At 41.1% G+C, this 26,148-nt stretch carries 28 protein-coding genes; 7 read left to right on the forward strand and 21 right to left on the reverse strand.

The annotated features are described in order from the left end of the window. Positions 1-78: 78 nt before the first annotated feature. Positions 79-687 carry a superoxide dismutase SodA gene (gene sodA / locus LCD34_RS02140; protein ID WP_007501264.1) on the reverse strand — a complete coding sequence of 203 codons (609 nt, stop codon included), beginning with the start codon at positions 685-687 and terminating at the stop codon, positions 79-81. 183 nt (positions 688-870) lie between these two features. Beyond that, positions 871-1,356, reverse strand: a complete 486-nt coding sequence (locus LCD34_RS02145; RefSeq protein ID WP_007501265.1) for a DUF456 domain-containing protein — start codon at positions 1,354-1,356, stop codon at positions 871-873. A gap of 143 nt (positions 1,357-1,499) precedes the next feature. On the opposite strand from LCD34_RS02145, the gene LCD34_RS02150 reads away from it, so the two are divergent. After that, positions 1,500-2,252 (forward strand): DUF1189 domain-containing protein, encoded by a 753-nt coding sequence (locus LCD34_RS02150; protein WP_035390831.1) that lies wholly within the window; start codon positions 1,500-1,502, stop codon positions 2,250-2,252. A 39-nt stretch (positions 2,253-2,291) separates the two neighbouring features. On the opposite strand, the gene LCD34_RS02155 is transcribed toward LCD34_RS02150, so the two are convergent. Then, positions 2,292-2,837: a GNAT family N-acetyltransferase gene (locus LCD34_RS02155; RefSeq protein ID WP_148780040.1), complete on the reverse strand. Its 546-nt coding sequence runs from the start codon at positions 2,835-2,837 to the stop codon at positions 2,292-2,294. A 183-nt stretch (positions 2,838-3,020) separates the two neighbouring features. On the opposite strand from LCD34_RS02155, the gene LCD34_RS02160 reads away from it, so the two are divergent. Together LCD34_RS02160 and ispG are read left to right on the forward strand one after the other, a co-directional pair. After that, entirely contained in the window at positions 3,021-3,323 is a 303-nt protein-coding gene (locus LCD34_RS02160) for a hypothetical protein (RefSeq protein WP_046343997.1), read from the forward strand. Positions 3,324-3,429: 106 nt separating this feature from the next. Continuing rightward, positions 3,430-4,545, forward strand: coding sequence for a flavodoxin-dependent (E)-4-hydroxy-3-methylbut-2-enyl-diphosphate synthase (gene ispG, locus LCD34_RS02165; protein WP_008342357.1), 1,116 nt, complete (start codon positions 3,430-3,432; stop codon positions 4,543-4,545). Between the two features lie 48 nt (positions 4,546-4,593). Here the strand turns inward: ispG and LCD34_RS02170 are convergent, their stop codons facing one another. Beyond that, positions 4,594-4,956 carry a DUF308 domain-containing protein gene (locus LCD34_RS02170; protein WP_008342359.1) on the reverse strand — a complete coding sequence of 121 codons (363 nt, stop codon included), beginning with the start codon at positions 4,954-4,956 and terminating at the stop codon, positions 4,594-4,596. Positions 4,957-5,095: 139 nt separating this feature from the next. Here LCD34_RS02170 and LCD34_RS02175 point away from each other — a divergent pair, with 139 nt between their 5' ends. Then, positions 5,096-5,674 (forward strand): 5' nucleotidase, NT5C type, encoded by a 579-nt coding sequence (locus LCD34_RS02175; RefSeq protein ID WP_224558454.1) that lies wholly within the window; start codon positions 5,096-5,098, stop codon positions 5,672-5,674. Positions 5,675-5,902: 228 nt separating this feature from the next. Here the strand turns inward: LCD34_RS02175 and LCD34_RS02180 are convergent, their stop codons facing one another. From LCD34_RS02180 to LCD34_RS02200, 5 genes are all read right to left on the reverse strand, one after another. Continuing rightward, a complete protein-coding gene (locus LCD34_RS02180) occupies positions 5,903-6,820 on the reverse strand; it encodes an ROK family protein (protein ID WP_216894688.1) in 918 nt (305 codons plus the stop codon). Positions 6,821-6,960: 140 nt separating this feature from the next. Further along, positions 6,961-7,389 (reverse strand): Fur family transcriptional regulator, encoded by a 429-nt coding sequence (locus LCD34_RS02185; protein WP_003217433.1) that lies wholly within the window; start codon positions 7,387-7,389, stop codon positions 6,961-6,963. Further along, positions 7,367-8,227 (reverse strand): metal ABC transporter permease, encoded by an 861-nt coding sequence (locus LCD34_RS02190; protein ID WP_007501274.1) that lies wholly within the window; start codon positions 8,225-8,227, stop codon positions 7,367-7,369. The genes LCD34_RS02185 and LCD34_RS02190 overlap by 23 nt, the downstream gene beginning before the upstream one ends. Then, positions 8,227-9,003, reverse strand: coding sequence for a metal ABC transporter ATP-binding protein (locus LCD34_RS02195; protein WP_224558455.1), 777 nt, complete (start codon positions 9,001-9,003; stop codon positions 8,227-8,229). The genes LCD34_RS02190 and LCD34_RS02195 overlap by 1 nt, the downstream gene beginning before the upstream one ends. A 136-nt stretch (positions 9,004-9,139) precedes the next feature. Then, positions 9,140-10,021: a YitT family protein gene (locus LCD34_RS02200; RefSeq protein WP_017367617.1), complete on the reverse strand. Its 882-nt coding sequence runs from the start codon at positions 10,019-10,021 to the stop codon at positions 9,140-9,142. A 140-nt stretch (positions 10,022-10,161) separates the two neighbouring features. On the opposite strand from LCD34_RS02200, the gene LCD34_RS02205 reads away from it, so the two are divergent. After that, complete coding sequence (locus LCD34_RS02205) at positions 10,162-10,416, forward strand: DUF2624 domain-containing protein (RefSeq protein WP_008342377.1); 255 nt, start codon at positions 10,162-10,164, stop codon at positions 10,414-10,416. A gap of 49 nt (positions 10,417-10,465) precedes the next feature. Here LCD34_RS02205 and LCD34_RS02210 read toward each other — a convergent pair whose 3' ends face one another. Beyond that, positions 10,466-11,359, reverse strand: a complete 894-nt coding sequence (locus LCD34_RS02210; protein ID WP_017358005.1) for a deoxyribonuclease IV — start codon at positions 11,357-11,359, stop codon at positions 10,466-10,468. A 9-nt stretch (positions 11,360-11,368) separates the two neighbouring features. Continuing rightward, positions 11,369-12,688 (reverse strand): DEAD/DEAH box helicase, encoded by a 1,320-nt coding sequence (locus LCD34_RS02215; RefSeq protein ID WP_007501280.1) that lies wholly within the window; start codon positions 12,686-12,688, stop codon positions 11,369-11,371. Positions 12,689-12,843: 155 nt separating this feature from the next. Between LCD34_RS02215 and LCD34_RS02220 the strand changes: the two genes are divergently transcribed. Then, the gene (locus tag LCD34_RS02220; RefSeq protein ID WP_224558456.1) at positions 12,844-13,557 is read left to right on the forward strand and encodes a YqfQ family protein; all 714 of its coding nucleotides are present in this window, start codon (positions 12,844-12,846) and stop codon (positions 13,555-13,557) included. 156 nt (positions 13,558-13,713) lie between these two features. Further along, positions 13,714-14,658, forward strand: coding sequence for a 4-hydroxy-3-methylbut-2-enyl diphosphate reductase (locus LCD34_RS02225; RefSeq protein ID WP_007501283.1), 945 nt, complete (start codon positions 13,714-13,716; stop codon positions 14,656-14,658). A gap of 36 nt (positions 14,659-14,694) precedes the next feature. Here LCD34_RS02225 and LCD34_RS02230 read toward each other — a convergent pair whose 3' ends face one another. The 10 genes from LCD34_RS02230 to glyQ all read right to left on the reverse strand — a co-directional run bounded on the left by LCD34_RS02230 (position 14,695) and on the right by glyQ (position 25,834). Then, complete coding sequence (locus LCD34_RS02230; protein ID WP_224558457.1) at positions 14,695-15,816, reverse strand: Nif3-like dinuclear metal center hexameric protein; 1,122 nt, start codon at positions 15,814-15,816, stop codon at positions 14,695-14,697. Further along, positions 15,809-16,525: a tRNA (adenine(22)-N(1))-methyltransferase gene (locus tag LCD34_RS02235; RefSeq protein ID WP_224558458.1), complete on the reverse strand. Its 717-nt coding sequence runs from the start codon at positions 16,523-16,525 to the stop codon at positions 15,809-15,811. Before LCD34_RS02235 ends, LCD34_RS02230 begins: the two co-directional genes overlap by 8 nt. Positions 16,526-16,645: 120 nt before the next feature. Then, entirely contained in the window at positions 16,646-17,005 is a 360-nt protein-coding gene (gene cccA, locus LCD34_RS02240) for a cytochrome c550 (protein WP_008342390.1), read from the reverse strand. Positions 17,006-17,306: 301 nt separating this feature from the next. Continuing rightward, entirely contained in the window at positions 17,307-18,428 is a 1,122-nt protein-coding gene (rpoD, locus tag LCD34_RS02245) for an RNA polymerase sigma factor RpoD (RefSeq protein ID WP_008342392.1), read from the reverse strand. Between the two features lie 203 nt (positions 18,429-18,631). Beyond that, positions 18,632-20,461: a DNA primase gene (gene dnaG, locus LCD34_RS02250; protein WP_008342393.1), complete on the reverse strand. Its 1,830-nt coding sequence runs from the start codon at positions 20,459-20,461 to the stop codon at positions 18,632-18,634. Positions 20,462-20,494: 33 nt separating this feature from the next. Next, on the reverse strand, positions 20,495-20,995 hold the full coding sequence (locus LCD34_RS02255; protein ID WP_008342395.1) for a YaiI/YqxD family protein: 501 nt from the start codon (positions 20,993-20,995) through the stop codon (positions 20,495-20,497). Between the two features lie 261 nt (positions 20,996-21,256). Continuing rightward, positions 21,257-22,078: a pyruvate, water dikinase regulatory protein gene (locus LCD34_RS02260; protein WP_008342399.1), complete on the reverse strand. Its 822-nt coding sequence runs from the start codon at positions 22,076-22,078 to the stop codon at positions 21,257-21,259. 25 nt (positions 22,079-22,103) lie between these two features. After that, entirely contained in the window at positions 22,104-22,742 is a 639-nt protein-coding gene (locus LCD34_RS02265) for a helix-turn-helix transcriptional regulator (RefSeq protein WP_024423017.1), read from the reverse strand. Positions 22,743-22,908: 166 nt separating this feature from the next. Then, the gene (gene glyS / locus LCD34_RS02270) at positions 22,909-24,954 is read right to left on the reverse strand and encodes a glycine--tRNA ligase subunit beta (RefSeq protein WP_224558459.1); all 2,046 of its coding nucleotides are present in this window, start codon (positions 24,952-24,954) and stop codon (positions 22,909-22,911) included. After that, positions 24,947-25,834: a glycine--tRNA ligase subunit alpha gene (glyQ, locus tag LCD34_RS02275; RefSeq protein ID WP_003217487.1), complete on the reverse strand. Its 888-nt coding sequence runs from the start codon at positions 25,832-25,834 to the stop codon at positions 24,947-24,949. The genes glyS and glyQ overlap by 8 nt, the downstream gene beginning before the upstream one ends. Between the last annotated feature and the right edge of the window lie 314 nt (positions 25,835-26,148).

Consider the following 26,148-nt stretch of genomic DNA (forward strand, 5'->3'; position numbering starts at 1 on the left):
GGCAGATATGTAAAAAAGGAGGGAAAATATAAAAAGACCCGCTCTCAGAGAGAAGCAGGTCTTTTCAAATCAAATCATTTATTTAGCTTCGCTGTAAAGGCGAGCCACTTCATCCCAGTTCACAACATTCCAGAATGCTGAAATGTAATCAGGACGACGGTTTTGGTAGTTTAGGTAGTAAGCATGCTCCCAAACGTCTAGTCCTAGGATTGGTGTTTTTCCTTCAGTTAAAGGAGAATCTTGGTTTGGTGTGCTTGTAATTTCAAGTTTGCCATTGTTCACAACAAGCCATGCCCAACCAGAACCAAAGCGTCCTGCAGCTGCTGCAGCGAAATCAGATTTGAATTTTTCAAATCCGCCTAATTCTTTTTCGATCGCATCTGCAAGTTCACCAGTTGGTGCGCCGCCACCGTTTGGTGAAAGAAGCGTCCAGAATAATGAGTGGTTCGCATGTCCTCCGCCATTGTTACGTACAGCTGTACGAATGTTTTCAGGCACAGAGTTCAAGTTAGCCACTAGCTCTTCAATTGATTGATCTTCAAGAGCTGATACACCTTCGATTGCTTTGTTTAAGTTTGTTACATAAGTGTTATGGTGTTTTGTGTGGTGAATCGTCATTGTTTCCTTGTCGATATGTGGTTCTAATGCATCGTAAGCATATGGTAATTCTGGAAGTTTAAAAGCCATGGTTAAATTCCTCCTTAGAAATGTATGTACTGAAATGCTTCCTTAGTAAGCAAGCAATTCACCCTAATCAAAGAGTATCAAAAGAAACGGCTTGTTTCAACGTTATTGCTCATGATCTGAAACATTTCAGTGTTTATTTTGTATTTAACCCTTCTGAAAGAGTGTTAAACACCGATTTTCCATTTAGCGAAGCACATAAAACAAAAAGATTCCCAGCATCAGTGCTTGAATCAACCCTTTTGCAAATACGCCTGACACAAAACCAATTAATGAGCCAAGCCCCACTTTCACACTTGTCTTCAGATCTTTTTGATGAACGAGCAGCTCTGCGATGACACTGCCGATAAATGGACCAATGATAATTCCAGCAATCGGAATCACAAAAGGACCGGCTAAAAGCCCAATGGTACTTCCCCAAATGGCCGCCCGGCTGCCACCAAAGCGTTTCACTCCAATCAGGTTGGAGACATAATCCGCGGCAAATAACACAGCTGTAAACATAGCTTGAATGAGCCAAAAGGTGAGCGTCAATTTCTCAAAGCTAAAAAAGAGCCCATATAAAATAAACCCAAGAACCATGAAAACCACACTAGGAATGATTGGATAGACAAGTCCCACAAACGCAATGATAAATGCACAGCCGATCAAAATCCAATACAGCACGTCCAATCCCCTGCCGCCTCCTTTTTATATGCTGTATACATTATGCCTCATTCCTTCTATCTTAACCAGCAATGAAGGCCGTACTTGTACTGGATGGATAGACATTGATACAATGTGAGAAATAGAAAAGAATGTAGGAAGTGAATCGGTTGAACGTATTTAGTTTATTGTTAAAAGGAATTTATTCACCAAAAGATATTGCCAGAGCACGTTTTACTGGGATTGGAAAGGCCATTTTATTCATCTTTATCCTTTCGATCATCGCAGCTGTCCCCCAGGGCTATCATATGAGCAAAGAGATTTCAAATGCGATGTCAGGATTTCAGCATGTGATAAAAAAAGATTTACCCGACTTTTCCATTGAAAAAGGAACGCTTCAAGCGGATCAAAGCACGCCGATCGAAAAAGAAGAAAACGGCATCACGATTATCTTTGATCCCGCTGAAAAAATAAAATCAAGTGAGCTTGAATCAAAACAAACAGCCATTGCGTTATTGAAAGAAAAAGCAGTGATTGCCATTGACGGACAAATGACAGATATTCCATACCAGCTGCTTGGCGGAACACTCACAAAAGATGAACTTGCCAGCGTCACAAACCAGAATCAAGCGATCATTATCCCTGTCATTTGTGTCCTGCTGTACCTATCTACTGCTGCTCTCATGTTCATCAGCGCAACATTCCTAGCCATGCTTGGCACATTTATTAAACGAATGCAGCAAAAAGAGCTGTCCTTTCAAATGCTTTGGAAGCTCTCTGCCTATTCACTCACATTAACAACCGTCTTTTTCGCCATCATGAGTGCATTAAACACGCCGGTTGCGAACTCATTTTTATTAAATTGGGTGATTAACTTTATTTTCTTATATCTTGTCGTTAAAGAAATACCTGCAAAAAAATAAGCTCCCTCATTTTGGGGAGCTTTTTTATTTGTCTTGACCCTATGACTCATCTGGATGGATGATCGCAAACATATAGTGATCCTCCCACTTATCATTGATCTTTACTTTTTTACGATGAAGTCCCTCATTTTCAAACCCTGTCTTCTCAAGCACACGAATGGAACCAATGTTAGATGGTTTTACGCCAGCCTCAATGCGGTGAAGGTACAATTCATAAAAGGCATAATCGATAATCAAACGAATCGCCTCTGTCATATACCCCTTCCCGCCTTGCATTTCATCAAGCACATATCCAAGCAAAGCCCCTTGAATCGGTCCTCTTTCAACAGAATGGAGTGAGATCGTTCCAATTAATGCATCTGTTTCATTTAAGAAAATACCGTGCATATAGGCTTCATCTTTTGCACGCCTTTGCATACTGCGGTTAATCCGTTCCTTTTGACGAGGTACAGTAAAAAAATCATCCTGAACCAAAGGTGTAAATTGCTGAAAATAAGTGCGATTCTCTCGTTCAAGTGTTAATAGAGCTTCTGCATCACTTTCTGTTAGTGTTCTTACATATATATTCTGACTGATTTTCTTCATATACTCTCCCCCTTTTTTATTTTATCATAATAAAGAAAGGGCTTAGGCTTATCAAAGATTTTTCCGATTACAAGTCATAATAGAACTCACTAGAACCACCCTTCCTAGCTTTTTCACTCTTTTTGTTCTATCAACTCAGGGACAAACATACACTGAAGTAAACTCTTAAAAGCGGTGAGTAAAATGCGGCGAATGATTTTTTTACTAGTCAGTTTGTTTGTCCTCTTTATTATCTTTTTTGATTTGAAAAATGGAACGATCCCCGTTCAGGAAGGCCCTGCTGTTCCCGCCAGCGCCTTTCAAACAGCTGAAAAACAGGCATATAAAACTGTCACTGTTAAACAAGGACAAACCGTCGTCTCTATCGTACATACAAGTAAGCCATTAGATGAAGTGATCGAAGACTTTGAAGCACTGAATCAAGGCGTCAAAGCGAACGAAATTCGGGCAGGCAGCACATACAAGTTTCCGGTCTATAAGAGATAAAACGTTAATTCCTTGTCATTCATACGAAGAGACTGTTACAATATGAGATGTAAAACACGTCGTACACTGCAAACGAATTGCATGTACACTAAGGAGCGATTGACAAGTGAGTGAAGTCACACATCGTACAAAAACGCGTCCCGTCAAAGTGGGACCTTTAACTATAGGTGGAAACAATGAAGTCGTCATTCAAAGTATGGCGACAACCAAAACACATGATGTCGAAGCGACAGTAGCTGAAATTAAACGTTTAGAAGAAGCTGGCTGTCAAATCGTGCGTGTCGCATGCCCAGATGAGCGTGCAGCAAATGCGATTGCGGACATTAAAAAACAAATCAACATTCCCCTTGTTGTCGACATTCATTTTGACTACAAGCTTGCACTGAAAGCGATTGAAGCAGGTGCAGACAAAATTCGTATCAACCCAGGAAACATCGGAAGACGAGAAAAAGTCGAAGCTGTTGTGAAAGCGGCAAAAGAAAAAGGCATTCCAATTCGTATTGGGGTAAACGCCGGTTCACTCGAGAAAAAGATTCTTGATAAATACGGCTATCCAACAGCAGATGGTATGGTTGAAAGTGCACTGCATCACATTAAAATTTTAGAAGACTTAGATTTTCATGACATCATTGTCAGTATGAAAGCATCTGATGTAAACCTTGCGATCGAGGCATACGAAAAAGCAGCAAAAGCCTTTGATTACCCTCTTCATCTTGGGATTACAGAATCAGGTACGTTATTTGCAGGTACGGTCAAAAGTGCAGCTGGTCTTGGCGCAATCTTGAATATGGGGATTGGTAACACACTCCGTATTTCATTAAGTGCTGACCCGGTCGAAGAGGTCAAAGTGGCACGTGAATTATTAAAATCATTTGGCCTTGCATCAAATGCAGCAACACTCATCTCTTGTCCAACTTGTGGACGAATTGAAATTGACCTCATTAGCATTGCAAATGAAGTCGAAGAATATATTTCTAAAATTAAAGCACCAATTAAAGTAGCTGTTCTCGGATGTGCTGTAAACGGTCCGGGTGAAGCGCGTGAAGCTGATATCGGCATCGCTGGCGCTAGAGGTGAAGGCCTTTTATTCCGCAAAGGTGAAATCGTTCGGAAAGTGCCAGAAGAAACAATGGTCGAAGAACTGAAAAAAGAAATCGATAAAATCGCTGAAGAACATTATGCAAAAATGGAAGCTGAAAAAGCAAAACAAGCGAACGCATAACAAAGAACGCCTGACATCACTGTCAGGCGTTTTTCTGTTCCTGTCCTGTTAAAAGAACGGGGTGATAAAGATGCCAAGGATGACGGAAACGATTCCGATCCCGATTGACCACGCGCCAAGCGCATGTGCTCCTTTTCTTCTTGCAATATAACCAACGACGATTGCCGCTACCCCTAATAGCACCGGCAAGACAAATAATGAGATAATCGCAATCGCGAGTGCTGTATAGCCTATCCCCTTACTGCCTGAATCGTCACCTACATGGTCACGTTCTCTTCTGTCTTCACGATCTCTTGATGCTTGATATGGCTCTGCTATTTCAGCAGCTGTTTCCTCTAAATAGCCATCATCATTACTAAAGTGTGTGTCGATTTCACGATCATTTCTTCTGAAATCTTCGTCTCTTTCCATGATCAATTCCCCCTTTTGGTTAATAGAAAGGAGCTTTTTTAGTATGAGCAAAAATGTCTGTTTCATGTTTGCTAAAACTTGCTGGAATTGTGAATTGATTATGTTACACTTTAAGAGGATAAATATGAGGAGTGTGGGCATGTTACGTTTAGGAATTGATATCGATGGCACAGTCACGGCGCAGGACACCTTTGTCCCCTACTTAAATGAGTCGTTTCAATGTGACATCACACTAGATGATATGACGGAATATGATTTGACGAAGCTTTTAAAGATTTCAAATGAAGAATTTTGGGGCTGGATGAATGAGTATGAGCCTCTTATTTATAAACAGGCAAAGCCTGCCGAGGGTGCAAAAGAAATCCTCAATCAAATGAAACATCATCATCAATTGATTTATATCACAGCCAGAAGGCAGCATCACTCAGACATCACCTACAAATGGTTTGAGGAGAATCATGTCCATTATGACGATATCGAGCTTGTTGGCGGACATCATAAGGTGGCAGCTGTTCAAAAACATAAGATCGATGTGTTTTTTGAAGATCACCATGGCAATGCCACAATGATTGCAAAAGAAGCTGACATTCCAGTGATTCTGTTTAACTCACCGTATAATCAAATGCCAATTGATGAACGGATCATTCGCGTGAATAACTGGCAAGAAGCATCCCAATGGATCAAACAGTATGAAAAGCGTCTGCAAATTGTTTACTAAAACAGATCAAAAGCCGATACGTTTTTAATGTATTGGCTTCAGATTGTTGACAAAGGGCTAAAATGAAATTTATTTTAGCCCTTTGTCTTCCTTTTCAGCGTGATAGAAAACCTTTGCAGCCCTAGGAAGGACGAGTACTGGCGCGGAGCGAATGTAACATTCGTGAGCACCAGCACGCAGGACTGACAAAGAATGCGAGGGTTTGTCTGCGCGCTGAAGCCGTTCCGTTTAATGTATCGGCTTTTTGGTTGTACGATGATGTCCTTCTTTTATTAAAAAATGATAAAGTGCACCCATCATACCTGCCTGATTGAAATAATAGCACGTTTCCAGTGTCACCTGTATGTTTTTCCATGCATGCAAAGTATGTAAATGTTTCTCAATGTTTGGAATCAAATCGGGCCTTGCACTCACGCCCCCGCCAATGAGGATTTTCTCTGGATTGAGAACTGTTGCCACATTGTAAATACCAATTGCGATTCGTTTGTACCACTGATCGATCATCTTCTCAATGGCCGGATCATGCTTGGCTTTTTCAAAGATTTCTTGACCGTCGATTTGCTGACTTTGTGGAATGCCCTGCTGCTCTTTGTAGCTTCGGATCAATCCAGCTGTCGAAGCACTGCTGTTAAGTGTCGTAAACTGACCGTTTTCTGTTTCTGTCAGCATCATGCCAAATTCACCGCCGCGAAAAGAGGCACCGCGAACAAGCTCGCCACCAGCAAAAATACCACCGCCGACACCAGTCCCAAGCGTCATACATATAAAGCTGTCACACTCTTTCGCATGACCACTAAATTTTTCAGCCAGAGCTGCACAGTTCGCATCATTTTCTACTTCTACACGAAGTGATGTTTTTTCTTCCAAAAGCGTTTTGACATTTTGGCCATTTAAAGCAATAATCGCTCCTGCAAATTCCGTATAACCCGTTTGACTGTCAACAAAACCCGGAAGACTCATCGCAATCCCTTTGATATCCCAAGTCCTTTGATACTCTTTCACCACGTTCTCCATGTCCTCTAAAAACGGCTCAAGCTGCCTGCAGTTTGTTTCGTAGTCGCCGCTCGTGATCAGCTCACCATTTCGATCCATGACCCCATGCTTTGTTTTTGTTCCGCCTACATCGAAAACAACATAATATGCCACCTTTGACCACTCCCCTATTTCAAAAGACTCAATGATGTTTCAATAGATGATCTATTGTTCTCATTTTAATGAAACAGCTATCCTTTGTAAAACGTTTTCAAGATCACAAAACAAAAAGCCAGCCCATCGGCTGGCTTCTTTCATGAATGAACTTCTTTCGGTTCGCAAGAAGGACACGTTCCGTAAATTTCAAATTTATGTCCGCTAATGTGATAATCCTCTAGATCAGCATCAAGCTTGTCCATAGGGCAAGCGTCAATTTCCTTTGTTTTACCACACGTCAAACAAATAAAGTGATGATGATGATGGGAAAACGAACATTTAAAACGGAACAGTTTCTCCCCTGATAATTCCGTTGTCTCTAATATCCCAAGATCTTCATATAAAGACAGGTTTCGATAAATCGTATCAAAACTAAGCCCTGGGTAATCTTCACTTAAAGCTGTTAATACATTTTTAGCGGTCAAGTATTTATCAGAATCAGAAAACAATTGAAGCATATCTTCACGTTTGCTTGTATATTTATAGCCTTTTTCCTTTAATAAATCAAGCGCTTCTTGTACGTTCATGATGATTCCCCCTTCTGAATTTCCCAATACTAATACACCCGATTAAAATCAAAATAGACAGCATCACAATGGTTCCACCCGGCGCTAAATCAAGATAATAACTTAAAATCAAGCCGACCATAACAGACAATTCCCCAAATAAGATGGAAAGGAAAATCGCCTGTTTAAACCCTTTTGCAATCCGAATACTTGCCGCAACTGGCAGTGTCATGAGTGCGGACACTAGGAGTGTACCGACAATACGCATCGATGCTGCGATGACAAGTGCAACGACTAAAATAAAAATAAAATGAATCCACTTCGCTGAAATACCAGAAGCCTTCGCATGTTCTTCATCAAAAGAAAGCAAAAACAATTCTTTATACAAGAGCACAACCACTAATACAACAACAAGTGAGATCCCAACAATAATCCAAAGATCGAGCCTTGAAACCGCACTGACACTTCCGAACAAATAACTGAACAAATCTGTATTAAAACCATTTGCAAGTGAAATGAAAATAACAGAGATCCCAATACCACCCGATAAAATAATGGGGATCGCCAGCTCCTGATAATGTTTATACACAGAGCGCAGACGTTCAATAAACAATGAGCCAGCCACAGAAAAAGCCATTCCTAAGTAAAGCGGGCTAACCCCTGTCAAAAGTCCAAACTTTTTATCAAGGAATAAACTTGCCGCTATCCCAGCAAGTGATACGTGACTAAGCGCATCTGCGATGAGAGAGAGCCTTCTCACGACAATAAATACACCAAGTAAGGGCGCAATAAAGCCGATCAGCATACCTGCGATAAACGCATTTTGTAAAAATTCATAATGAAAAAATGGAAATAGCATTATTCATGTCCCCCATGATGGTGATGATCGTGATGAATCACTTGAATGTCATGCCCGTAAAACTGAGAAAGCGCCTGATCATCTATCGAATCAAACGTTTCCGCATCTCCATGAAAATGAAGTGTCTGATTTAAACAAGCCACATGCGTGACTTTGTCAGAAACGGTTCCTACATCATGTGTAACGAGAATTAAAGACATCCCTTTTTCTTTGTTCAATGTTTCTAACAGCTGATAAAAGCCCTCTACTGTTCTTTGGTCTACACCCACAGTCGGCTCATCTAAAATAAGCAGCTTCGGCTGACTGACGAGTGCACGAGCAATAAATGTACGCTGCTGCTGACCGCCTGAAAGCTCACCAATGTTTTGGTGTTTTAAGTCTTGTATGCCAACTGAGCGTATGGCCTCATCTACTTGAAGCTTATCTTGCTTAGTCATGCGTTTGAATAAACCAATCTTCGCCGTTAAACCACTTGCCACGACCTCGTATACAGAAGCAGGAAACCCTGTATTAAAGCTATTCGCCTTTTGAGAAACAAATCCAATTTGATCCCAGTCTTTAAATTTTTGAGCAGGTGTGCCAAAGAGCTTCAATTCTCCCTGCTGGGGTTTAATCAAGCCAAGCAGGCATTTTAATAAGGTTGTTTTACCAGATCCATTCGGTCCAACAAGTGCTAGAAAGTTTCCTTCCTCTACCGTTAAATGAATGTGATCGATGACATTTCGCTGTCCATATGAATACGAAATGTCCTTCATTTCAATAATTGGCTTTGCCATAAATCTTTCCACCTTTAATCCAATATAAAAAGAATGATTACGATTTATATAACAAAAAGAAAATGGCAAAAGCCATTTTCTTTGTCCATACATACATTTCATTATATAAAAGAAAGATAAAAAAGTAAAATAAAAGCTAATGAATGGCTGTTTTGAATTTACCGCCTTTTGTTTCATGCGTATCCATAATCGTAATAAAGGCTTGACCATCAATTTCAAACACGATAGATTTCAGTTTCGTAATTTCAAGTCTTGTCACGACGGCGTAAATGACATCTTTTTCTTCATCAGTATAACCGCCTTTTCCTCTAAGCTTGGTCGTTCCCCTGCCGAGACGATGAAGAATCGCATCTGAAATTTCATCATAATAATCCGAAACGATAATGACAGCTTTTGTTTCATCTAGTCCTTGAATGACAGCATCAATTGTTTTCATTGCCAAATAATATGTCATGACAGAATACATAGCTTGCTCCGGTCCGAAGACAAAGCCCGCCCAAATAAAAATGAACACATTGACGATCATGACAAACTCACCGACGGAGAAAGGAATTTTTTTCGTCAGAAGAATTCCTAAGATTTCCGTTCCGTCCATTGAGCCTCCATTCCGTATCACAAGCCCAACGCCAAACCCGAGTAACAGCCCCCCAAATACAGTAGCTAAAATCGGCTGCGTCGTAAATGCCTCTACATGATGAAGTGAAGATTCAATCACGGCCAAGCTGACAATCCCAATCACAGTGGAAACCAAAAAGGTTTTCCCAATATGTTTGTATCCTGATATCATAAATGGAATATTTAAAATGACAACAATCGTCGCAAAATTAATGAATGGGTTATCCGTAAAAAGATAATCCAGAATAAGCGAAATACCGATGATGCCTCCATCAATAATATTGTTTGGCACTAAAAATAATTCAATGCTGACTGCCGCACATGCAGCTCCTACTAGAATCAGAAAAATTCTCAAAATAAAATGAGGCACTGATTCCTTTTTATGCTGTTTACTATTTGCCATACGTTCTCCCTTCTACACATGTTTAGTTTTCAATGAACATTTTATTCACTTTACTATTTTATCATTTCACAGAGTAAAATAAAATTTTTTGCACATTTTCCGTTTTCGCCCATACATTGATACAGAGGGGAGGAATGGAATTGATTTTAATTCAAAAAATTGTGTTACAGCGTCTGAATCAGATCACAGCAAATGACTTGTTAAGGTATGCGAAACAGTACGGGGTCAGCTTAACATCAAATCAGGCTGCTGAGGTCGCCAAACTCATGAATGGGAAAAACGTCAATATTTTTAATGATGCAGAGCGCAACCGGCTGCTTAAGCAAGTGGAAGCGATTACGTCTAAACAGACAGCACAGACCGTCAATGATCTGTTTAATCAATTCACAAATTAGGCAAAAAAGGGCCGCATTTAGCGGCACCTCATCACATTGCATGCACTTTTTATTGACCCGTAATCTTATCTAGTAAACCTTCATCAAATTGCTTTTCTTTCAGCATCGCAATTTCGAATTTGTAAGGTGGTTTCTTGTTCTTTTTATCTTCACCTACATAAGGCGTTTCTAGAATCTTAGGCACATCTTGAAGCTGTGGATGATGAACGATATAGCTCAGGGCATCAAAACCAATTTCTCCAAAACCGATATTTTCATGTCGGTCTTTTCTTGCGCCTTGTACATTTTTACTATCATTAATATGAAGAACTTTGATTCGGTCGATCCCGACAATTCGATCAAATTCTTCTAATACTCCATCAAAATCACTCACAATGGGATAACCTGCATCGTGCGTGTGACACGTATCAAAGCAAACAGAAAGTGCTTCGTTATGTGTCACACCGTCAATAATTTGGGCAAGCTCTTCAAAGCTTCTTCCGCACTCTGATCCTTTTCCCGCCATTGTTTCCAGCGCAATTTGAACCTCCTGCCCCTTCACAATGACTTCATTGAGACCTTCAATGATTTTTTGAATTCCAGCATCTGCACCTGCTCCGACATGCGCACCTGGATGAAGAACAATTTGTCTTGCACCTAGCGCTTCTGTACGCTCTATCTCAGAGCGAAGGAAGTCCACTCCAAGCTCAAATGTCGCTGGATTCACTGTGTTCCCAATATTGATAATATACGGTGCATGAACGACGATATCTGTCATACCATGCTCTTTCATATGCGCTTGTCCAGCTTCAATATTGAGATCTTCAATTTTTTTACGGCGCGTATTTTGCGGTGCACCTGTATAAATCATAAAAGTATTTGAACCATAAGAGGCAGCTTCCTCACTCGCTGCAAGAAGCATATGTTTTCCGCTCATGGATACATGTGATCCAATCTTCAACAATGTGTCCCCCTACTTTCCGTTACGCTTTGACTTTCTACGTTCTTGTCTTTTGATCTTATCCATCTCACGTGTCATTTTCTTTTTATATCCAGGTTTGACGGCTTTCGGTTTTCTGACAAGGCGTTTTGCTTTTTCTTCAATTTCATTTGGTGCTTTTTTACGTCTTTGACGCTTCAAACGATCATCTGCATCTCGCCATTCGCCATGAACAATCGTTTTGTTTTCAAACACAACACCCATTTTTTCAATTTGAACGAGTGCATCCTCATCAGCGAGATCATAAATGGTCATTGCAATGCCAGATGAACCAGCGCGAGCCGTTCTTCCCACACGGTGAACATAAAAATCAAGATCGGATGGGAGCTCATAGTTAATCACGTGGCTGACGCCCTTAATATCAATCCCGCGGGCAGCAAGATCAGATGCCACAATATATGTGAACTCCAAATCTTCAATTTGTTTCATCACTTTTTTACGTTCACGAGGCGTTAAACCACCATGAAGTACCCCAATTTTCATTCCTTTTTCTTGTAGGAATGAGGCAATTTCATCAACAGTTGATTTCGTATTGGCAAAGATGATCCCTAAATAAGGCTGTACATTCGTCACCATTTCATGAAGTAATTTTAATTTATCACGCTGTTTAGATGGAACTAAAATATGCTGAATGTTTTCAGCCGTAATTCGTTTCGGTTCAACATGTGCATATTTCGGATTATCCATATATTTTTTGAGGAAAGGTTTTAATTTTTCTGGAATAGTTGCTGAGAACACGAGCATTTGCAGCTGTTCTGGCATTTGTGAACCAATACGATCCACATCTTCTAAAAAGCCCATATCTAGCATAAGGTCTGCTTCATCAATGACAAGAGATGTTGCTTTGTACACATTCAGCGCTTGCTCATGAATAAGATCAGCAATACGTCCAGGAGTGCCGACCACTAAGTGCGGCTGATTCTTTAGCTTTTGAATGGATTTCTGCTTGTCCGTTCCGCCAATGTAAAGCTTTGCCTTGATTTCTTCTTCTGGAGTCGTATTTTTTAAGATCGTTTGTGCTTCTTTAAAAATTTGATTCGCTAATTCTCGTGTTGGTGCAGTAATGACCACTTGTACTTGCTCTTTGCTTGGATCAATTGAATGAATAAGCGGCAATAAATACGCATGGGTTTTCCCTGTCCCTGTTTGAGACTGTCCAATCACGCTTTCACCTTTTAAAACAGCAGGGATGATTCTTTTTTGAATATCAGTCGGCTCATAAAAGCCCAGTTCATGAATAGCATCTATAATAAAAGACTTTAATTCATATGTCGTAAATTTCGTTTCTTTCATGTTTTCACTCCTTAAGGCAATGCCTTTTTGCTCATCTCCTCATTATAGCTGATTTTCAGCAAAAAAACCATGTCCGCTTTTCTCACAGGAAACCAAATGATACTTCCTTGCATAACCTATGAAGAGAAAGAGAATGCAGTAAGGGAGGTACAAGTATGTTAGGGCAAAGGCCTATGGGCGATTTTCAGCCGCATCGCCCCTCACGCCGGCACCTTGGAAATGGCGGACAGCCCGGGATTTTTCAACGGAGACAGCAGGCTCCGATCGAACAGCCTTTTCAAGGGCAAGGCAACCAATTTCAACAAATGATGCCTCGCTCTCCGTCTGTACAAGGCGGCGGTCTACGCGGGATGGGTGGCATTCCTGGAGGCGAAAGCCGTGCACTAGGCGGCGGAGCCGGAATTAAGGGCATGCTGGCAAAATTTCTTCCTGGAGCTGGAGGAGCAGGGATCTCTGGAGCTGGAGGTGGTGCGGGATTACAAGGAATCCAGAGCTTCGCAAACCCTGCGAACCTTTCAAGCATGTTAGGAAATGTTCAAAAAGTACTCGGAATGGCGCAGCAATTCACGCCTATGATTCAGCAATACGGTCCTTTAGTCAGAAATTTGCCTGCCATGATTAAACTCTATAGCCAGCTTGGCAGTGCGGATGATGATGAAACAAATACGAATGATGCAGACGAAGAACCAAAAGAAATCACTGCAGAAACAGACGGTCCGCACGAACCAGTTGATGATGAAATAGAAGAAGGAAAAGAAGAAGAACCAGAGGACATCCTTGTCAAAAAAGGGACTGTACACACATCAGCTGCTCCTGAAGCAAAACCGAAAAAAAGATCGGGCAGTTCCATTCCTAAACTATATGTCTAGTGACCTTTTAAAGGCGAAGTGTTTCCCATGTATAACAATCTTTGATATATGCGCTTACTTTGGCTATAATGAAGGAAGAGAATGATCAAAAGCCGTTTTTCACGGCTTTTTATATTGTTCTTCTCTAGCAGCACTTCCCTACAGGAGGACGAATAAATGAATGTAATTAAAATTTCGCCGCGTGGCTATTGCTATGGCGTTGTAGATGCAATGGTCATTGCTAAAAATGCCGCACTTGATAAAAACTTGCCACGCCCAATTTATATATTAGGTATGATTGTGCACAACAAACATGTCACAGACGCCTTCGAAGAAGATGGAATTTACACACTGGACGGACCAAACCGTCTGGATATTTTAAAGCAGGTTGAAAGTGGCACAGTCATTTTCACTGCTCACGGCGTATCTCCTGAAGTCCGTCAAATTGCAGAAGAAAAAGGCCTTGTCGCCATTGATGCGACCTGTCCAGATGTCACGAAAACACATGAACTCATTTCAGAAAAAACAGCTGATGGATATGACATTATTTATATCGGGAAAAAGGGTCACCCTGAGCCAGAAGGAGCCGTCGGTGTTGCACCTGACAAAGTCCACCTTGTCGAAACAGAAGCTGATATTAAAGCGCTCGATTTAACGTCAGATAAACTACTCATCACCAATCAGACGACAATGTCTCAGTGGGATGTTCATGATCTGATGGAGCTCATTAAAGAAAAATATCCTCACGTCGAGTACCATCAAGAAATCTGCCTTGCGACACAGGTACGTCAGGAAGCTGTGTCACAGCAAGCAGGCCAAGCCGATCTGACCATTGTGGTCGGCGATCCAAAAAGTAACAACTCAAATCGTCTGGCGCAAGTGTCAATGGAGATTGCAGGAACGCAGGCTTACCGAATTGGTGATCTCAGTGAGTTAAAGCTTGAATGGCTCCAAGGGGTAAAAACAGTTGCCGTTACTGCAGGTGCTTCCACACCAACACCTATTACAAAAGAAGTCATTCGTTTCTTAGAAAACTACGAACCTGATGATGAATCAACATGGAAAATTGAACGGACGGTTCCTCTTTCTAAGATATTACCTCGCGTGAAAACAAAGAAATAAAAAAACGTCAGAGCTGCTATGCTCTGACGTTTTTGCTTACACAAATTGAAACGGGTTTGTGTTTGATTCTGATACAAAGAATTGCACATCATATTTTTTATCTGTACATAGCGATTCTAGCTTTGTCTTCACGCCCTCTTTCATGATCTTTTCTGCGTAATGACCTGGGTCCACTACATTCAGTCCGAGCATCATGGCATCGTGAGCGACATGGAAATAAAGGTCGCCAGTCACGTACACATCTGCACCCATTCTTTTCGCTTGATGGATATATTTATTTCCGTCTCCTCCAAGCACAGCTACTTTTTTCACGATCGCTTCCTGATTTCCTACAAAACGCGCTCCATTCACATCTAACTTCGTTTTCACAAATTGAGTGAAGTCTTTAAGTGTCATAGGTTCTTTTAATTCTCCAATACGGCCAAGGCCTTTTTGAATAGGAGGAAGATCTGTCGTGTGTACACTGTAAGCCACTTCTTCATAAGGGTGTGCTTTGATCATTTCACGAATCACTTGTTTTTCAATACTTGCTGGGAAAATGGTTTCGATTCGTACTTCTTTCACAAATTCCAATTTACCCGTCTCACCAATAAATGGCACAGCTTCTTCTGATGGCAAAAAACTGCCTGTCCCTTCATTTGAAAAAGCGCAATGACTGTAGTTGCCAATATGGCCAGCTCCCGCATTTCCTAAAGCCGTCCTGATGGCCTCTTCAAATTCCACTGGAACATACAAGGCTAGCTGCTTAATTGGATCTTCGTATGTTGGAACTAGCACTTTTGTTTCCCCGAGCTCTAAAGCCTCTGCAAGCAAGTCATTGACTCCTCCATCAGCCACATCCAGGTTTGTATGTGCTACATACACCGCAATATCATGTTTGATGCATTTCTCAATGATCCGTCCTGCCGGCTGATCTGTCGCCACATGTTTTAATGGACGGAAAATTGGCGGATGGTGGGCAATAATGAGATCCACCTTCCGCTCAATTGCCTCATCTACCACATTTTCTAATACATCTAAGGTGATCATGACATTGTTCACTTTTTTATTCAGCGTTCCAATCTGGAGCCCGATTTTATCACCTTCCACCGCATATGCCTTTGGTGAAAATTGCTCAAATAATTGGATGATTTCATGCCCGTTCACTGTTTTAGCCAACAGTCAAAACCTCCTTTAGAATTTTTATTTTCGCATTCAGCTCTTTCAGACGTTCTTTGTTCTCTTCCGTCGGCGCTGTTTTTTGAATCTGGCCTTCTATATGCTCCATGTGCTGGAGCTCATTCATCCATTTGCGCCGGAAGACATCATTTTGCTCTTTGGCAAGAAACGGACCAACGAGCATGCCTGTTTCAATCGACATGCCTTCATAAGCTTTATCTTTGTCGCCAGTTTCGGCAATGATGATTTCGTATATCTTGCCATCCTCTTCTAAAATCACTTCATCCATCAGTTCATACCCCTCTTGATAGAGCCATAAACGAATATGGTGAGCATGAATATTAGGCTGAAGAATAAGCCGCTCCTGCCCTGTGAGCTTGTGTTTACCTTCATTTAGAATGCTTGCAATGAGTGCTCCGCCCATTCCTGCAATCGTGACAGCATTCACCTCGCCTTTTTCAATCACTTCAAGGCCATTTCCTTTTCTGACTGAAATCTGCTCATCTAATTCAAGCCTATGTACTTGCTGCTTCGCAGATTGAAGCGGTCCATCAGTAATTTCACCAGCAATGGCTTTCAATGCTTTATGATGTAATATCGCATAACATGGCAAATAGGCATGATCTGAGCCAATATCAGCAAAGACCGCCTCTTTTGGTAAAAAGTCTGCGACTCTTTTTAATCGTTTTGACAAATTCATTTCATTCATCCATATCACTACTTTTCTTTAATGTTCATACTTGTCTATCTTATATAAATTATGGACTTTTTAAAAGTCGTTTTCAAATGAAAAAAGCTCTTCTGATGAAAAAGAGCTTTTTGCGCTTTATTATTTAATTTTGGATACCCATTCTGACATTTCATCGAGCTTTTCATTCGGAATTAGCCCGCCCGGCATCCCATTTCCGCCTTCTTGAATTTTTTTCTTGATGTCTGCTACTTCAAGCTTGTCGCCAACACCTTTTAATGCAGGACCAGCGCCACCTTCGTAGTTTTCCCCATGACAGCTAATACAGTTCTGCTTATACAATTCTTCCGGCGTCGCATTTGCGGTCTCTTCTTGCTTTTGCTCTTTGCCCCCAGAGGCAATTTTGTCTTCATCTTTCAGCCCCTTCATTGATAAGAAAAAAGTGAGTCCAATACCTAAAATGGCAATCAATAAGAATGGTATAAGTGGATTCCGTTTCATTTCTTTCATCCTCCCCTTTGTGAAAAACCCCTTTGAGACTATGCAAACAATTCTAATTCTACTTTAATTTTACAAAAAGTAAACGAATTATGATACAAAACTTTGGTCAAGTTCACAGATTAGACAAAAATGATTCAAAATGAGAAATGAAGCCTTCAGCACATTTAGATGTATTTTTTATACATCTTTTCTCTAAGAACGTTGCAAATTCATTTGTTATTCAGTAAAATATAATCAGGTCAAAAAAGCGTTTTCATTTTGATGAAGAAAGAACGGATCTCTCTCAAGATCCGTCCGGTTTCTATTCTAAGAAGTCTTTTAATCGTTTACTTCTGCTTGGGTGTCTTAATTTACGAAGAGCTTTCGCTTCAATTTGGCGAATACGCTCTCTTGTTACGCCAAACACCTTTCCTACCTCTTCTAATGTGCGTGTTCTTCCGTCATCTAGTCCGAAACGCAGTCTCAGCACATTTTCTTCACGGTCCGTTAGCGTATCTAATACATCTTCAAGCTGCTCTTTTAAGAGCTCATAGGCAGCATGGTCTGATGGAGAAGTCGCCTCTTGGTCTTCGATAAAATCACCAAGATGCGAGTCATCTTCCTCACCAATAGGTGTTTCTAAAGATACTGGCTCTTGCGCAATTTTAAGAATTTCTCTTACTTTCTCTGGTGTTAAATCCATGTCTTCCGCAATTTCTTCTGGCGTTGGTTCTCTACCTAGATCTTGTAGAAGCTGTCTCTGAACACGGATTAATTTATTAATGGTTTCCACCATATGAACCGGGATCCGGATTGTTCTCGCCTGATCGGCAATCGCACGTGTGATCGCCTGTCTAATCCACCATGTCGCATATGTTGAGAATTTGTATCCTTTGCGGTAATCAAACTTCTCAACCGCCTTCATGAGCCCCATGTTTCCTTCTTGAATCAAGTCAAGGAACAGCATACCACGACCAACATAACGTTTCGCAATGCTGACAACAAGACGAAGGTTCGCTTCCGCTAATCTTCTTTTTGATTCCTCATCGCCTTCTTCAATCTTTTGAGCATACGTAATCTCTTCTTTAGCAGATAGCAAATTGACGCGCCCGATCTCTTTTAAGTACATACGAACAGGATCATTAATTTTGACACCTGGTGGTACGCTTAAATCATTCAGGTCAAATTCCTCTTCTGCCTTAGCCAGCTGCTGAACATTTGGGTCTTCAGTCTCTTCATTTTCACTGATGAGTTCTACACCCTGTTCGCCTAAGTATTCATAGTATTCATCCATCTGGTCTGATTCAATTTCAAAGCTAGACATACGCTCTGCAATTTCTTCGTATGTTAAAACGCCCCGTTTTTTACCCGTTTCAGTGAGCTTATCTCTCACCTGTTCAAAGGTTAATTCAGTTTCAGTTTCGTGGGCTTGTTTATCAGCCATTATGGATCCCTCCTTCCAAAGCTTGCAACGAATTCTAAAGTAACTTGCGATTTGCTTCTGCTCTGCCTTTCTCTCTCTATCAAACAGAATGAGCAAATAGGAATAAAATAAATAATGATGAAGGCAAGATGCTTGCGGTCTTATGCTCCTCCCATTAAAGGATTCATTGCCAGCCGTAAGTCTTGTCATAAATAGTAGACGTATTACTTCAGCGAACGGTTCAACTGAATAATTTCTTTTGCAAGTGTTGCCGCTTTGAAGAAATCTTTTTGCCTCTCCGCCTCTGCACGTTCTAGTTCTTTTTCCTTTATCATTGACAAATTCCGATGATTCAACACTTTTTTTACATAATCACTTAATTCAGCTTCACTTAGTTCGTCTCCAACTTGAATCATGAATATATCCGTCAGGAGCTGATTAATCACATCATCTTCTATACGGTTCATCAGATGCTGCGGGGTCGGCTCCTTGCCTTCTTCATACAATGCATAAATGTATGTTGCCAGCGCTCTGTGCGAATCTATATTAAATTCAAACCCTATCCTATCAAGCACTTTTCGGATCACGTCATCATTTTTCAACATATGTGCAAGGAGCATTCGCTCTGCGTTTTCATATGCCGGCCTTAGACGTTTTCGTCTTACCTGTGTTGACAGATGTGCACGCCGCTTTTCAAGCCCATTTTCTTCTTGCGAGCTCTTGGCCTCTTGGCGCTGCTGCTTTTCAAAAAGCTCCAATTGCTCCTTTAATGAGTCAAGTGAAATGGAGAACTCCCCGGCCAGCTGCTTCATGTAAATCTCTTGTTCCAAGGAACCGTTTAATCGGCTAATTTCTCGGAGAACCTGCTTCATGTAAGTCAGGCGGTCTCCTTCGTCAGACAAATTCTTTCCTCTTCGGAAAAAATTCATCTTAAATGTCATTAATGTCACACTTGCATCTATGATGTCATTCCTAAATTTCTCGCCGCCATATTTACGAATGTAATCATCTGGATCAAGTCCATCTGGTATCATGGCAACGCGAACTTTACATCCTCTTTTTCCAAGCAAATCTGATGCTTTCATGGTCGCTTCATACCCGGCCGTGTCAGAGTCATAACATAAAATGATCTCTTCAACGTTCCGCCTAAGAAGCTTTACGTGCTCTTCTGTTAAAGACGTACCCATTGTTGCAACACTTTCGCCAACACCACTTGTGACAGCCGAGATGACGTCAGCAAATCCTTCGAAAAGGACTGCACGTTCGCGTTTTCTAATATGCATACGCGCGTCATGAAAGTGATAAAGCAGCTTACTTTTATGAAAAAGTGGCGTTTCAGGACTATTCATATACTTTGGCTGCTGATCACCAAGTGATCTTCCAGAAAAAGCGACGACCGTCCCATGATGATCATGAATCGGAAACATGACACGATCTCTAAAGCGGTCAAAAAAACCTGTGCCGTTTTCTCGTTGAATCAAAAGACCAGCCTTCTCCATCATCGCAGGATCAAACCCTCGTTTTTCTAAAAACTTGGTCACGAAATCCCACGAGTCGAGAGCATACCCGATCTCAAACTTGGCAATTGTTTCATCCGTAAAGCCCCTGGACCTTAAATAATCGAGTGCGTTTTGACCTTCCTTTGTATTTACCAGCAAATGGTGGTAAAATTTCTTAAGAAGCTCATGCGCCTCAATCATTTTATGATCTGCTGTATCCTCTTGCTGTGAGGAACTGATCTGCGCATTCGCTACATGATCCGGCAAATCAATATGGTACTTATCAGCAACATGTGAAACGGCTTCAATAAATGAGTAGCCTTCCATTTGTCTGAGGAACGAAAATACATTGCCTCCTGCACCACAGCCAAAACAATGGAAGATTTGCTTATCTGCTGAAACAGAGAATGAAGGAGTATTTTCACCATGGAATGGACAAAGACCGAAGTAATTCCGACCTTGTTTTCTAAGCTGTACGTATTCTCCAATCACTTCGACAATGTCTGCGTTTTTTTGGATTTGCTCCAAAAGTTCATCTGGTATACGTTTGCTCATCCTAATAACACTCCGTCGTACATTATTCGCCTTTTAATTCAAAAATCCTTCATGATTCGACAGGATTTTTTGTAGTTGGGCAATAAATCGCTTTTTATCCTCTTCTAAAAGCTTTTTGGGACCTTTTCCGTATACACCTTTTCTTCGCTGTTTACTGGAAACATGCCTGCGTTCCAAATCAAAATCAATTGTTTCGTTTGTGTACATTCGTCCTCTTTCAGACAGAACAATGACTTGTCTTGGAAGCAGTAAGGAGGCCAGACCAATATCCTGGGTGACAACAATATCGTGCTTGACAGCTAAGTTCGCAATGACTAAATCTGCTGCTTCCTTATGTGTATCAACAAACCGCCAATCTTCAAGTGGTGATCGTTTGGTTTGAAAATGCTCATATGAAGCAATGAAAGTCACAGGTACTTGAAATTGAGATGCGACAGAAAGGATTTCGTCTTTTACAGGACAAGCATCTGCATCGACATAAATCGTCCTCTCTTTTTTACGTTCATTCAGGTGACTAATTCTCCATCCCTCCACCTTATTCCTGCTTTAGAGAAGCAAAAAGACCATACTTTTCCCCCATAAAGCAATCAACAGTAAAACTCATTTTGTCGAAAAGTTATGTTCAGAATCACTTGACTTCTGCCAATATTAGTTTATTCGTTCTTGACTTAACTTAAACCTAAAATCAATCATTTTATCACAATTTTTTATTATAATACAAATGCAGCAAATATGCTATTGTTTTTGTTTACCCGTTTCCCACCATAGGAAAAACCCAGGAGGAGCATCCTGAGTTTATTCGGAACCTCTTTTGGTCAGCATTTGATGAATGACATTTGCTGTCTCCTCAACTGCTTTATTCGATACATCAACAACTTGACAGTTAATGCGGTCAACCACTTTTTCAAAATATTCTAGTTCCTCTTTAATCCGCTCGATATTCGCATAAATGGCACGGTCATTTAAACCGAGTGATTTTAAACGTTCTTTACGGATATGATTCAGTTTGTCTGGACTAATTTTCAGGCCGATGCATTTTTTTGGATCAACTGAGAATAACTCCTCTGGCGGATCAACTTCAGGAACAATCGGAACGTTTGCTACCTTCAAGCGTTTATGTGCTAAGTATTGAGAAAGTGGTGTCTTAGACGTACGCGATACACCAATCAGCACAATATCAGCCTTTAGAATACCTCTTGGGTCCCGGCCATCATCATATTTCACAGCGAACTCAATGGCTTCTACCTTTTTAAAATAGTCCTCATCTAATTGACGTACACGACCTGGCTCATGTTTCGCTTCATTTCCATATGCCGTCTCCATTTTATCAATAAGTGGACCGATAATGTCATAGTACACGACGCCATTTGCTTCTGCTTCTTCTATTAAGAATTGGCGCATTTCTGGCACAACAAGAGTAAAGCAGACGATCCCATTATCTGCTTTCGCCAGTGAAATGACTTCTTTAATCGTACCGACATCCTCTACATATGGGATTCTTCTAATATTCGAGTGGTCGGATGAGCCGCCATCAAATTGGCTAAGTGCCGCTTTGACCACGAGCTCTGCCGTTTCTCCTACTGAATCTGATACAACAAAAATTACGCGATTACTCATAACATCCCCTCGCAGTCTTCTGTAATTAGATAATTTCGTTCTCTGATAAGCTAACAAGTATTTTCGTCATGTTTGTTTTCGTAATTCTGCCGACCACTTCAAAGCCTTTATCCGTATCTTTTATAACAGGAAGTGCATCTATTTGCTTTTCAATCAAGTGCTTGGCCACATCCATAATAAAATCTTCTTTGCGGCAAACGGTAATGTTCGGCATTCTTGTCATAATAATATGGACAGGTATAGATGGAAGCTCTTGTTTCCCAATACTTGCTCGAAGGAGGTCTTTTCTTGATAACACGCCTGTTAAAATAGAGTGATCGTCCACAACGAATAATGTGCCCACATCCTCTAAAAACATCGTACAAATCGCATCATAAACCGAAACATTCTCGTGTATCACGACCGGAATGGACTGAAAATCTTTCACTTGAAGTTTTTTCAGCTTATCTGCCAGAAGCTGCGTGCCTGTTTTGCCTGTAAAAAAGTAGCCGACCCTTGGTCTTGCTTCTAAAAAGCCAGACATCGTTAATATGGCTAAATCCGGTCTGAGGGTAGCCCTTGTTAAGTTCAGCCGATCGGCGATATGCTCTCCAGTGATCGGACCATTCTCTTTGACAATCTGTAAAATCTGCTCTTGCCGTTTATTTAACTCGATTGTACTCACCACCTTTAAATAGAGAGAGCGAATCCTTACTTTATGTATATCAATTTCATAACTCATCATATTATAGCGCATCTTCGTCCGAATGAAACAAAAATCCACTCAAAAACCGTGAATTAAATGAGTAAAAAACGATTGCCCTTCGAAAAAGGCAACCGTTCTTAGGTATTTATTTTACAATTAAATTGTTCATATTCGCAAATGATTGAATGACTTTTGCAAGTTTGACCATTTGTGCCAAACGATTTTGTTTCAGTTTTTCATCATCGGCATGAACCATGGTATGGTCGAAATAATGAACAATTGGTGCCTTTAACGTATCTAACGCTTCAAGTGCTGAATGGTACTGTCCACTTGCCATATGCTCGTTGACGGCTTTTTCCGCTTGCTGATACGCTTCAAATAGCTTTTGTTCGTGTTCATTTTCAAACAGTTCAGGCTGAATCTGTGCGTCTTCCCCTTTTTTACTGATTGAAATGACGCGGCCTAGTGCCTCAGCCGTTTCTTTGAAACTCTCCTGTTTCACGCTCTCTTCAAGAACAGCCGCTTTTTTCACAACCGCATATGGTTCAATATTTTCAACATCAAGGACTGCTTCCACCACGTCATGACGGATATGTTCTGCTTGGAGAACATATTTCAAACGGTGTGTTAAAAATTCAATGAGAGCAGCTTCATGTTTTGCATCTACTTGAGCTAGTGCTAAAAGCTCTTTAAATGAAAGATTCCATTGGCGGTCGAGCAGGATTTGAACGATACCGCTCGCTTGTCTTCTTAATCCATAAGGATCTTGAGAGCCCGTTGGAATGACATCAATTGAGAAGAATGAACAAATAGAATCTAGCTTATCCGCCACTGCAACAATCGCCCCAATAAGTGTTGACGGCGCATCGTCACCGGCAAAGCGCGGCATATAGTGCTCGTTGATACTCTTTGCCACTTCTTCATGCTCACCAAGTGCTCTAGCATATTTTTCACCCATGATTCCTTGCAGCTCTGGGAATTCATAGACCATCTGAGTCACAAGGTCAAATTTAGAAATACTGGCTGCTCTTGCAGCGCGTTTAGACGTTTCTTCATCTGCACCCACATGACTAGCAAGGCGGACGGCAATGTCTGTTACTCTTTTCAGCTTGTCGCCAATCGTGCCAAGTTTCTCATGGAATACGACTTTATCAAGCTTTTGAATGTTGTCTTCAATGACGAGTTTTTCGTCTTCTTTATAGAAAAATGCCGCATCTGATAAACGTGCACGAAGGACCTTTTCGTTCCCTCTTGCCACATTTTCAAGTGCCTCACTGTTTCCGTTTCTGACCGTAATAAAGTGCGGCAGTAATTCCCCTTGTTCATTTTTCACTGGGAAATAACGCTGATGCTCTTTCATTGTCGTGACAAGCACTTCTTCCGGCAGCGCAAGAAATTCTTCTTCAAAAGAACCAAATAGAACGGTTGGATATTCAACGAGATCGTTCACTTCTTCTAGAAGCTCAGGATCAACTGGAATGACCCAGCCTTTTTCGGAAGAAAGCGCATGTAATTGCTCAGTAATTAATTGTTTTCTTTTATCGGAATCTACAATGACAAATTGATCTCTTAATGTTTGCTCATAAGAAGCTGGTGTGTCAATGCTGGCTGTCGTCCCTAGGAAACGATGTCCTCTAGTCTCCCGTCCGCTTTTCACTCCTGCAATTTCGACAGGAATGATCTCTTGACCAAATAAACAAACAATCCATTTAATTGGACGGATATAGCGTAAATCTTCGCTTCCCCATCTCATGTTCTTTGGAAAACTCAATGAAGCGGCAATGTCCCCCAATGCTGGAAGAAGGTCTTTGACTTGTTTTCCTTCTTGAAACTTTTGGACATGGACATAATCCACACCTTTGATGTCTTTGAAATACAGATCATCAGTTGAAGCGCCTTGTCCGCGGGCAAAACCTTCGGCAGCTTTTGTCCAATTGCCTTCAGCATCTTGAGCAATCTTTTTAGCCGGTCCTTTTGCTTCTTCTTTGATGTCCTCTTGTTTTTCTGCAACACCTTTAACGAGTGCAGCTAGACGTCTTGGTGAATTAAATAAAGCAACGTCTTCGAATGAAATATTTTGCGCTACGAACCAAGCTTTTACTTTGTCACCTAGCTGCTTTGTGCTTTCTGGCATGAAACGAGCCGGCATCTCTTCTAAGCCGATTTCAAGTAATACATCTTGTTTATTCATGAGAAGCCGCCTCCTCTTTTAGCATAGGGAATCCTAGTTTTTCTCGTTCTTCGTAATATGTTTTAGCTACTTTTCTCGCTAACTGACGTACTCTTCCGATATAGCCTGTTCGCTCAGTCACAGAAATCGCGCCTTTGGCATCAAGCAGGTTAAATGTGTGAGAACATTTGAGTACATAATCATATGCCGGGTGAACAAGCCCTTTGTCCATTTGGCTATGTGCTTCTTTTTCATATGTTGTAAATAAATCGAACAGCATATCCGTATTAGATGTTTCAAACGTATACACAGAATGCTCGTATTCAGCCATTAAGAATAAATCTCTTACAGTAAAGCCATCTGTCCATTCAAGGTCAAATACATTTTCTTTGTCCTGGATGTAAGAAGCAAGACGCTCAATTCCGTATGTGATTTCAACAGAAACTGGCTTACATTCTAAACCGCCGACTTGCTGGAAATACGTAAATTGCGTAATTTCCATTCCATCAAGCCAAACTTCCCAGCCAAGTCCTGCGCAGCCAAGAGATGGGTTTTCCCAGTTGTCTTCAACAAAACGAATATCATGTTTCAGCGGGTCAATGCCAAGCGCCTTCAATGATTCTAGATACAGTTCTTGAATATTGTCAGGTGATGGCTTAATGATCACTTGAAATTGATGATGTTGATACAATCTGTTTGGGTTTTCTCCATATCTGCCGTCAGCCGGGCGTCTTGACGGTTCTACATAGGCTACCTTCCATGGCTCTGGTCCAATGCTTCTGAGGAACGTGTATGGACTCATCGTTCCAGCACCTTTTTCTGTGTCATATGCCTGCATTAATACGCAGCCTTCATTTGACCAATGCTTTTGCAGTGTCAAAATCATGTCTTGAATATTCAATGATCGCACCTCCATCTTTTTTACACCATCCGCTATGTATGGCGGTGGGGCCTAGAACCTTTTTGCAAAACACAAAAACTCCCGTCTCTATGCTCACAAGGTTCCTTGCAAACATAGGGACGAGAGTTTTTCCCGCGGTTCCACCCTATTTGCTGGTGTCGTAGCACCCAGCCGCTTTGTTTTACGTTGCTCAAGAATGCCTTTCGTTACGTGTCCATCCTTAGCTCACACCGTCCTAAGGTCGCTTTTATGGCTGATACGTAAGTACTTCTTTCTGTCAATGCAACATATTTGATCTTAGATGATCTTACAAA

The sequence above is a fragment of the Bacillus sp. RAR_M1_44 genome (genome assembly GCF_020165935.1).
In the GTDB taxonomy this organism is placed as follows: domain Bacteria; phylum Bacillota; class Bacilli; order Bacillales; family Bacillaceae; genus Bacillus; species Bacillus altitudinis.

Bases quoted from the DNA above. Each gene is read 5' to 3' on its own strand.
- sodA (WP_007501264.1), bottom strand. From the start codon at position 687: ATGGCTTTTAAACTTCCAGAATTACCATATGCTTACGATGCATTAGAA.
- LCD34_RS02155 (WP_148780040.1), bottom strand. From the start codon at position 2,837: ATGAAGAAAATCAGTCAGAATATATATGTAAGAACACTAACAGAAAGT.
- LCD34_RS02160 (WP_046343997.1), top strand. From the start codon at position 3,021: ATGCGGCGAATGATTTTTTTACTAGTCAGTTTGTTTGTCCTCTTTATT.
- LCD34_RS02170 (WP_008342359.1), bottom strand. From the start codon at position 4,956: ATGGAAAGAGACGAAGATTTCAGAAGAAATGATCGTGAAATCGACACA.
- LCD34_RS02175 (WP_224558454.1), top strand. From the start codon at position 5,096: ATGTTACGTTTAGGAATTGATATCGATGGCACAGTCACGGCGCAGGAC.
- LCD34_RS02185 (WP_003217433.1), bottom strand. From the start codon at position 7,389: ATGAACGTACAAGAAGCGCTTGATTTATTAAAGGAAAAAGGCTATAAA.
- LCD34_RS02190 (WP_007501274.1), bottom strand. From the start codon at position 8,227: ATGCTATTTCCATTTTTTCATTATGAATTTTTACAAAATGCGTTTATC.
- LCD34_RS02195 (WP_224558455.1), bottom strand. From the start codon at position 9,003: ATGGCAAAGCCAATTATTGAAATGAAGGACATTTCGTATTCATATGGA.
- LCD34_RS02200 (WP_017367617.1), bottom strand. From the start codon at position 10,021: ATGGCAAATAGTAAACAGCATAAAAAGGAATCAGTGCCTCATTTTATT.
- LCD34_RS02215 (WP_007501280.1), bottom strand. From the start codon at position 12,688: ATGAAAGAAACGAAATTTACGACATATGAATTAAAGTCTTTTATTATA.
- LCD34_RS02220 (WP_224558456.1), top strand. From the start codon at position 12,844: ATGTTAGGGCAAAGGCCTATGGGCGATTTTCAGCCGCATCGCCCCTCA.
- LCD34_RS02225 (WP_007501283.1), top strand. From the start codon at position 13,714: ATGAATGTAATTAAAATTTCGCCGCGTGGCTATTGCTATGGCGTTGTA.
- LCD34_RS02235 (WP_224558458.1), bottom strand. From the start codon at position 16,525: ATGAATGAAATGAATTTGTCAAAACGATTAAAAAGAGTCGCAGACTTT.
- cccA (WP_008342390.1), bottom strand. From the start codon at position 17,005: ATGAAACGGAATCCACTTATACCATTCTTATTGATTGCCATTTTAGGT.
- rpoD (WP_008342392.1), bottom strand. From the start codon at position 18,428: ATGGCTGATAAACAAGCCCACGAAACTGAAACTGAATTAACCTTTGAA.
- dnaG (WP_008342393.1), bottom strand. From the start codon at position 20,461: ATGAGCAAACGTATACCAGATGAACTTTTGGAGCAAATCCAAAAAAAC.
- LCD34_RS02260 (WP_008342399.1), bottom strand. From the start codon at position 22,078: ATGAGTAATCGCGTAATTTTTGTTGTATCAGATTCAGTAGGAGAAACG.
- glyS (WP_224558459.1), bottom strand. From the start codon at position 24,954: ATGAATAAACAAGATGTATTACTTGAAATCGGCTTAGAAGAGATGCCG.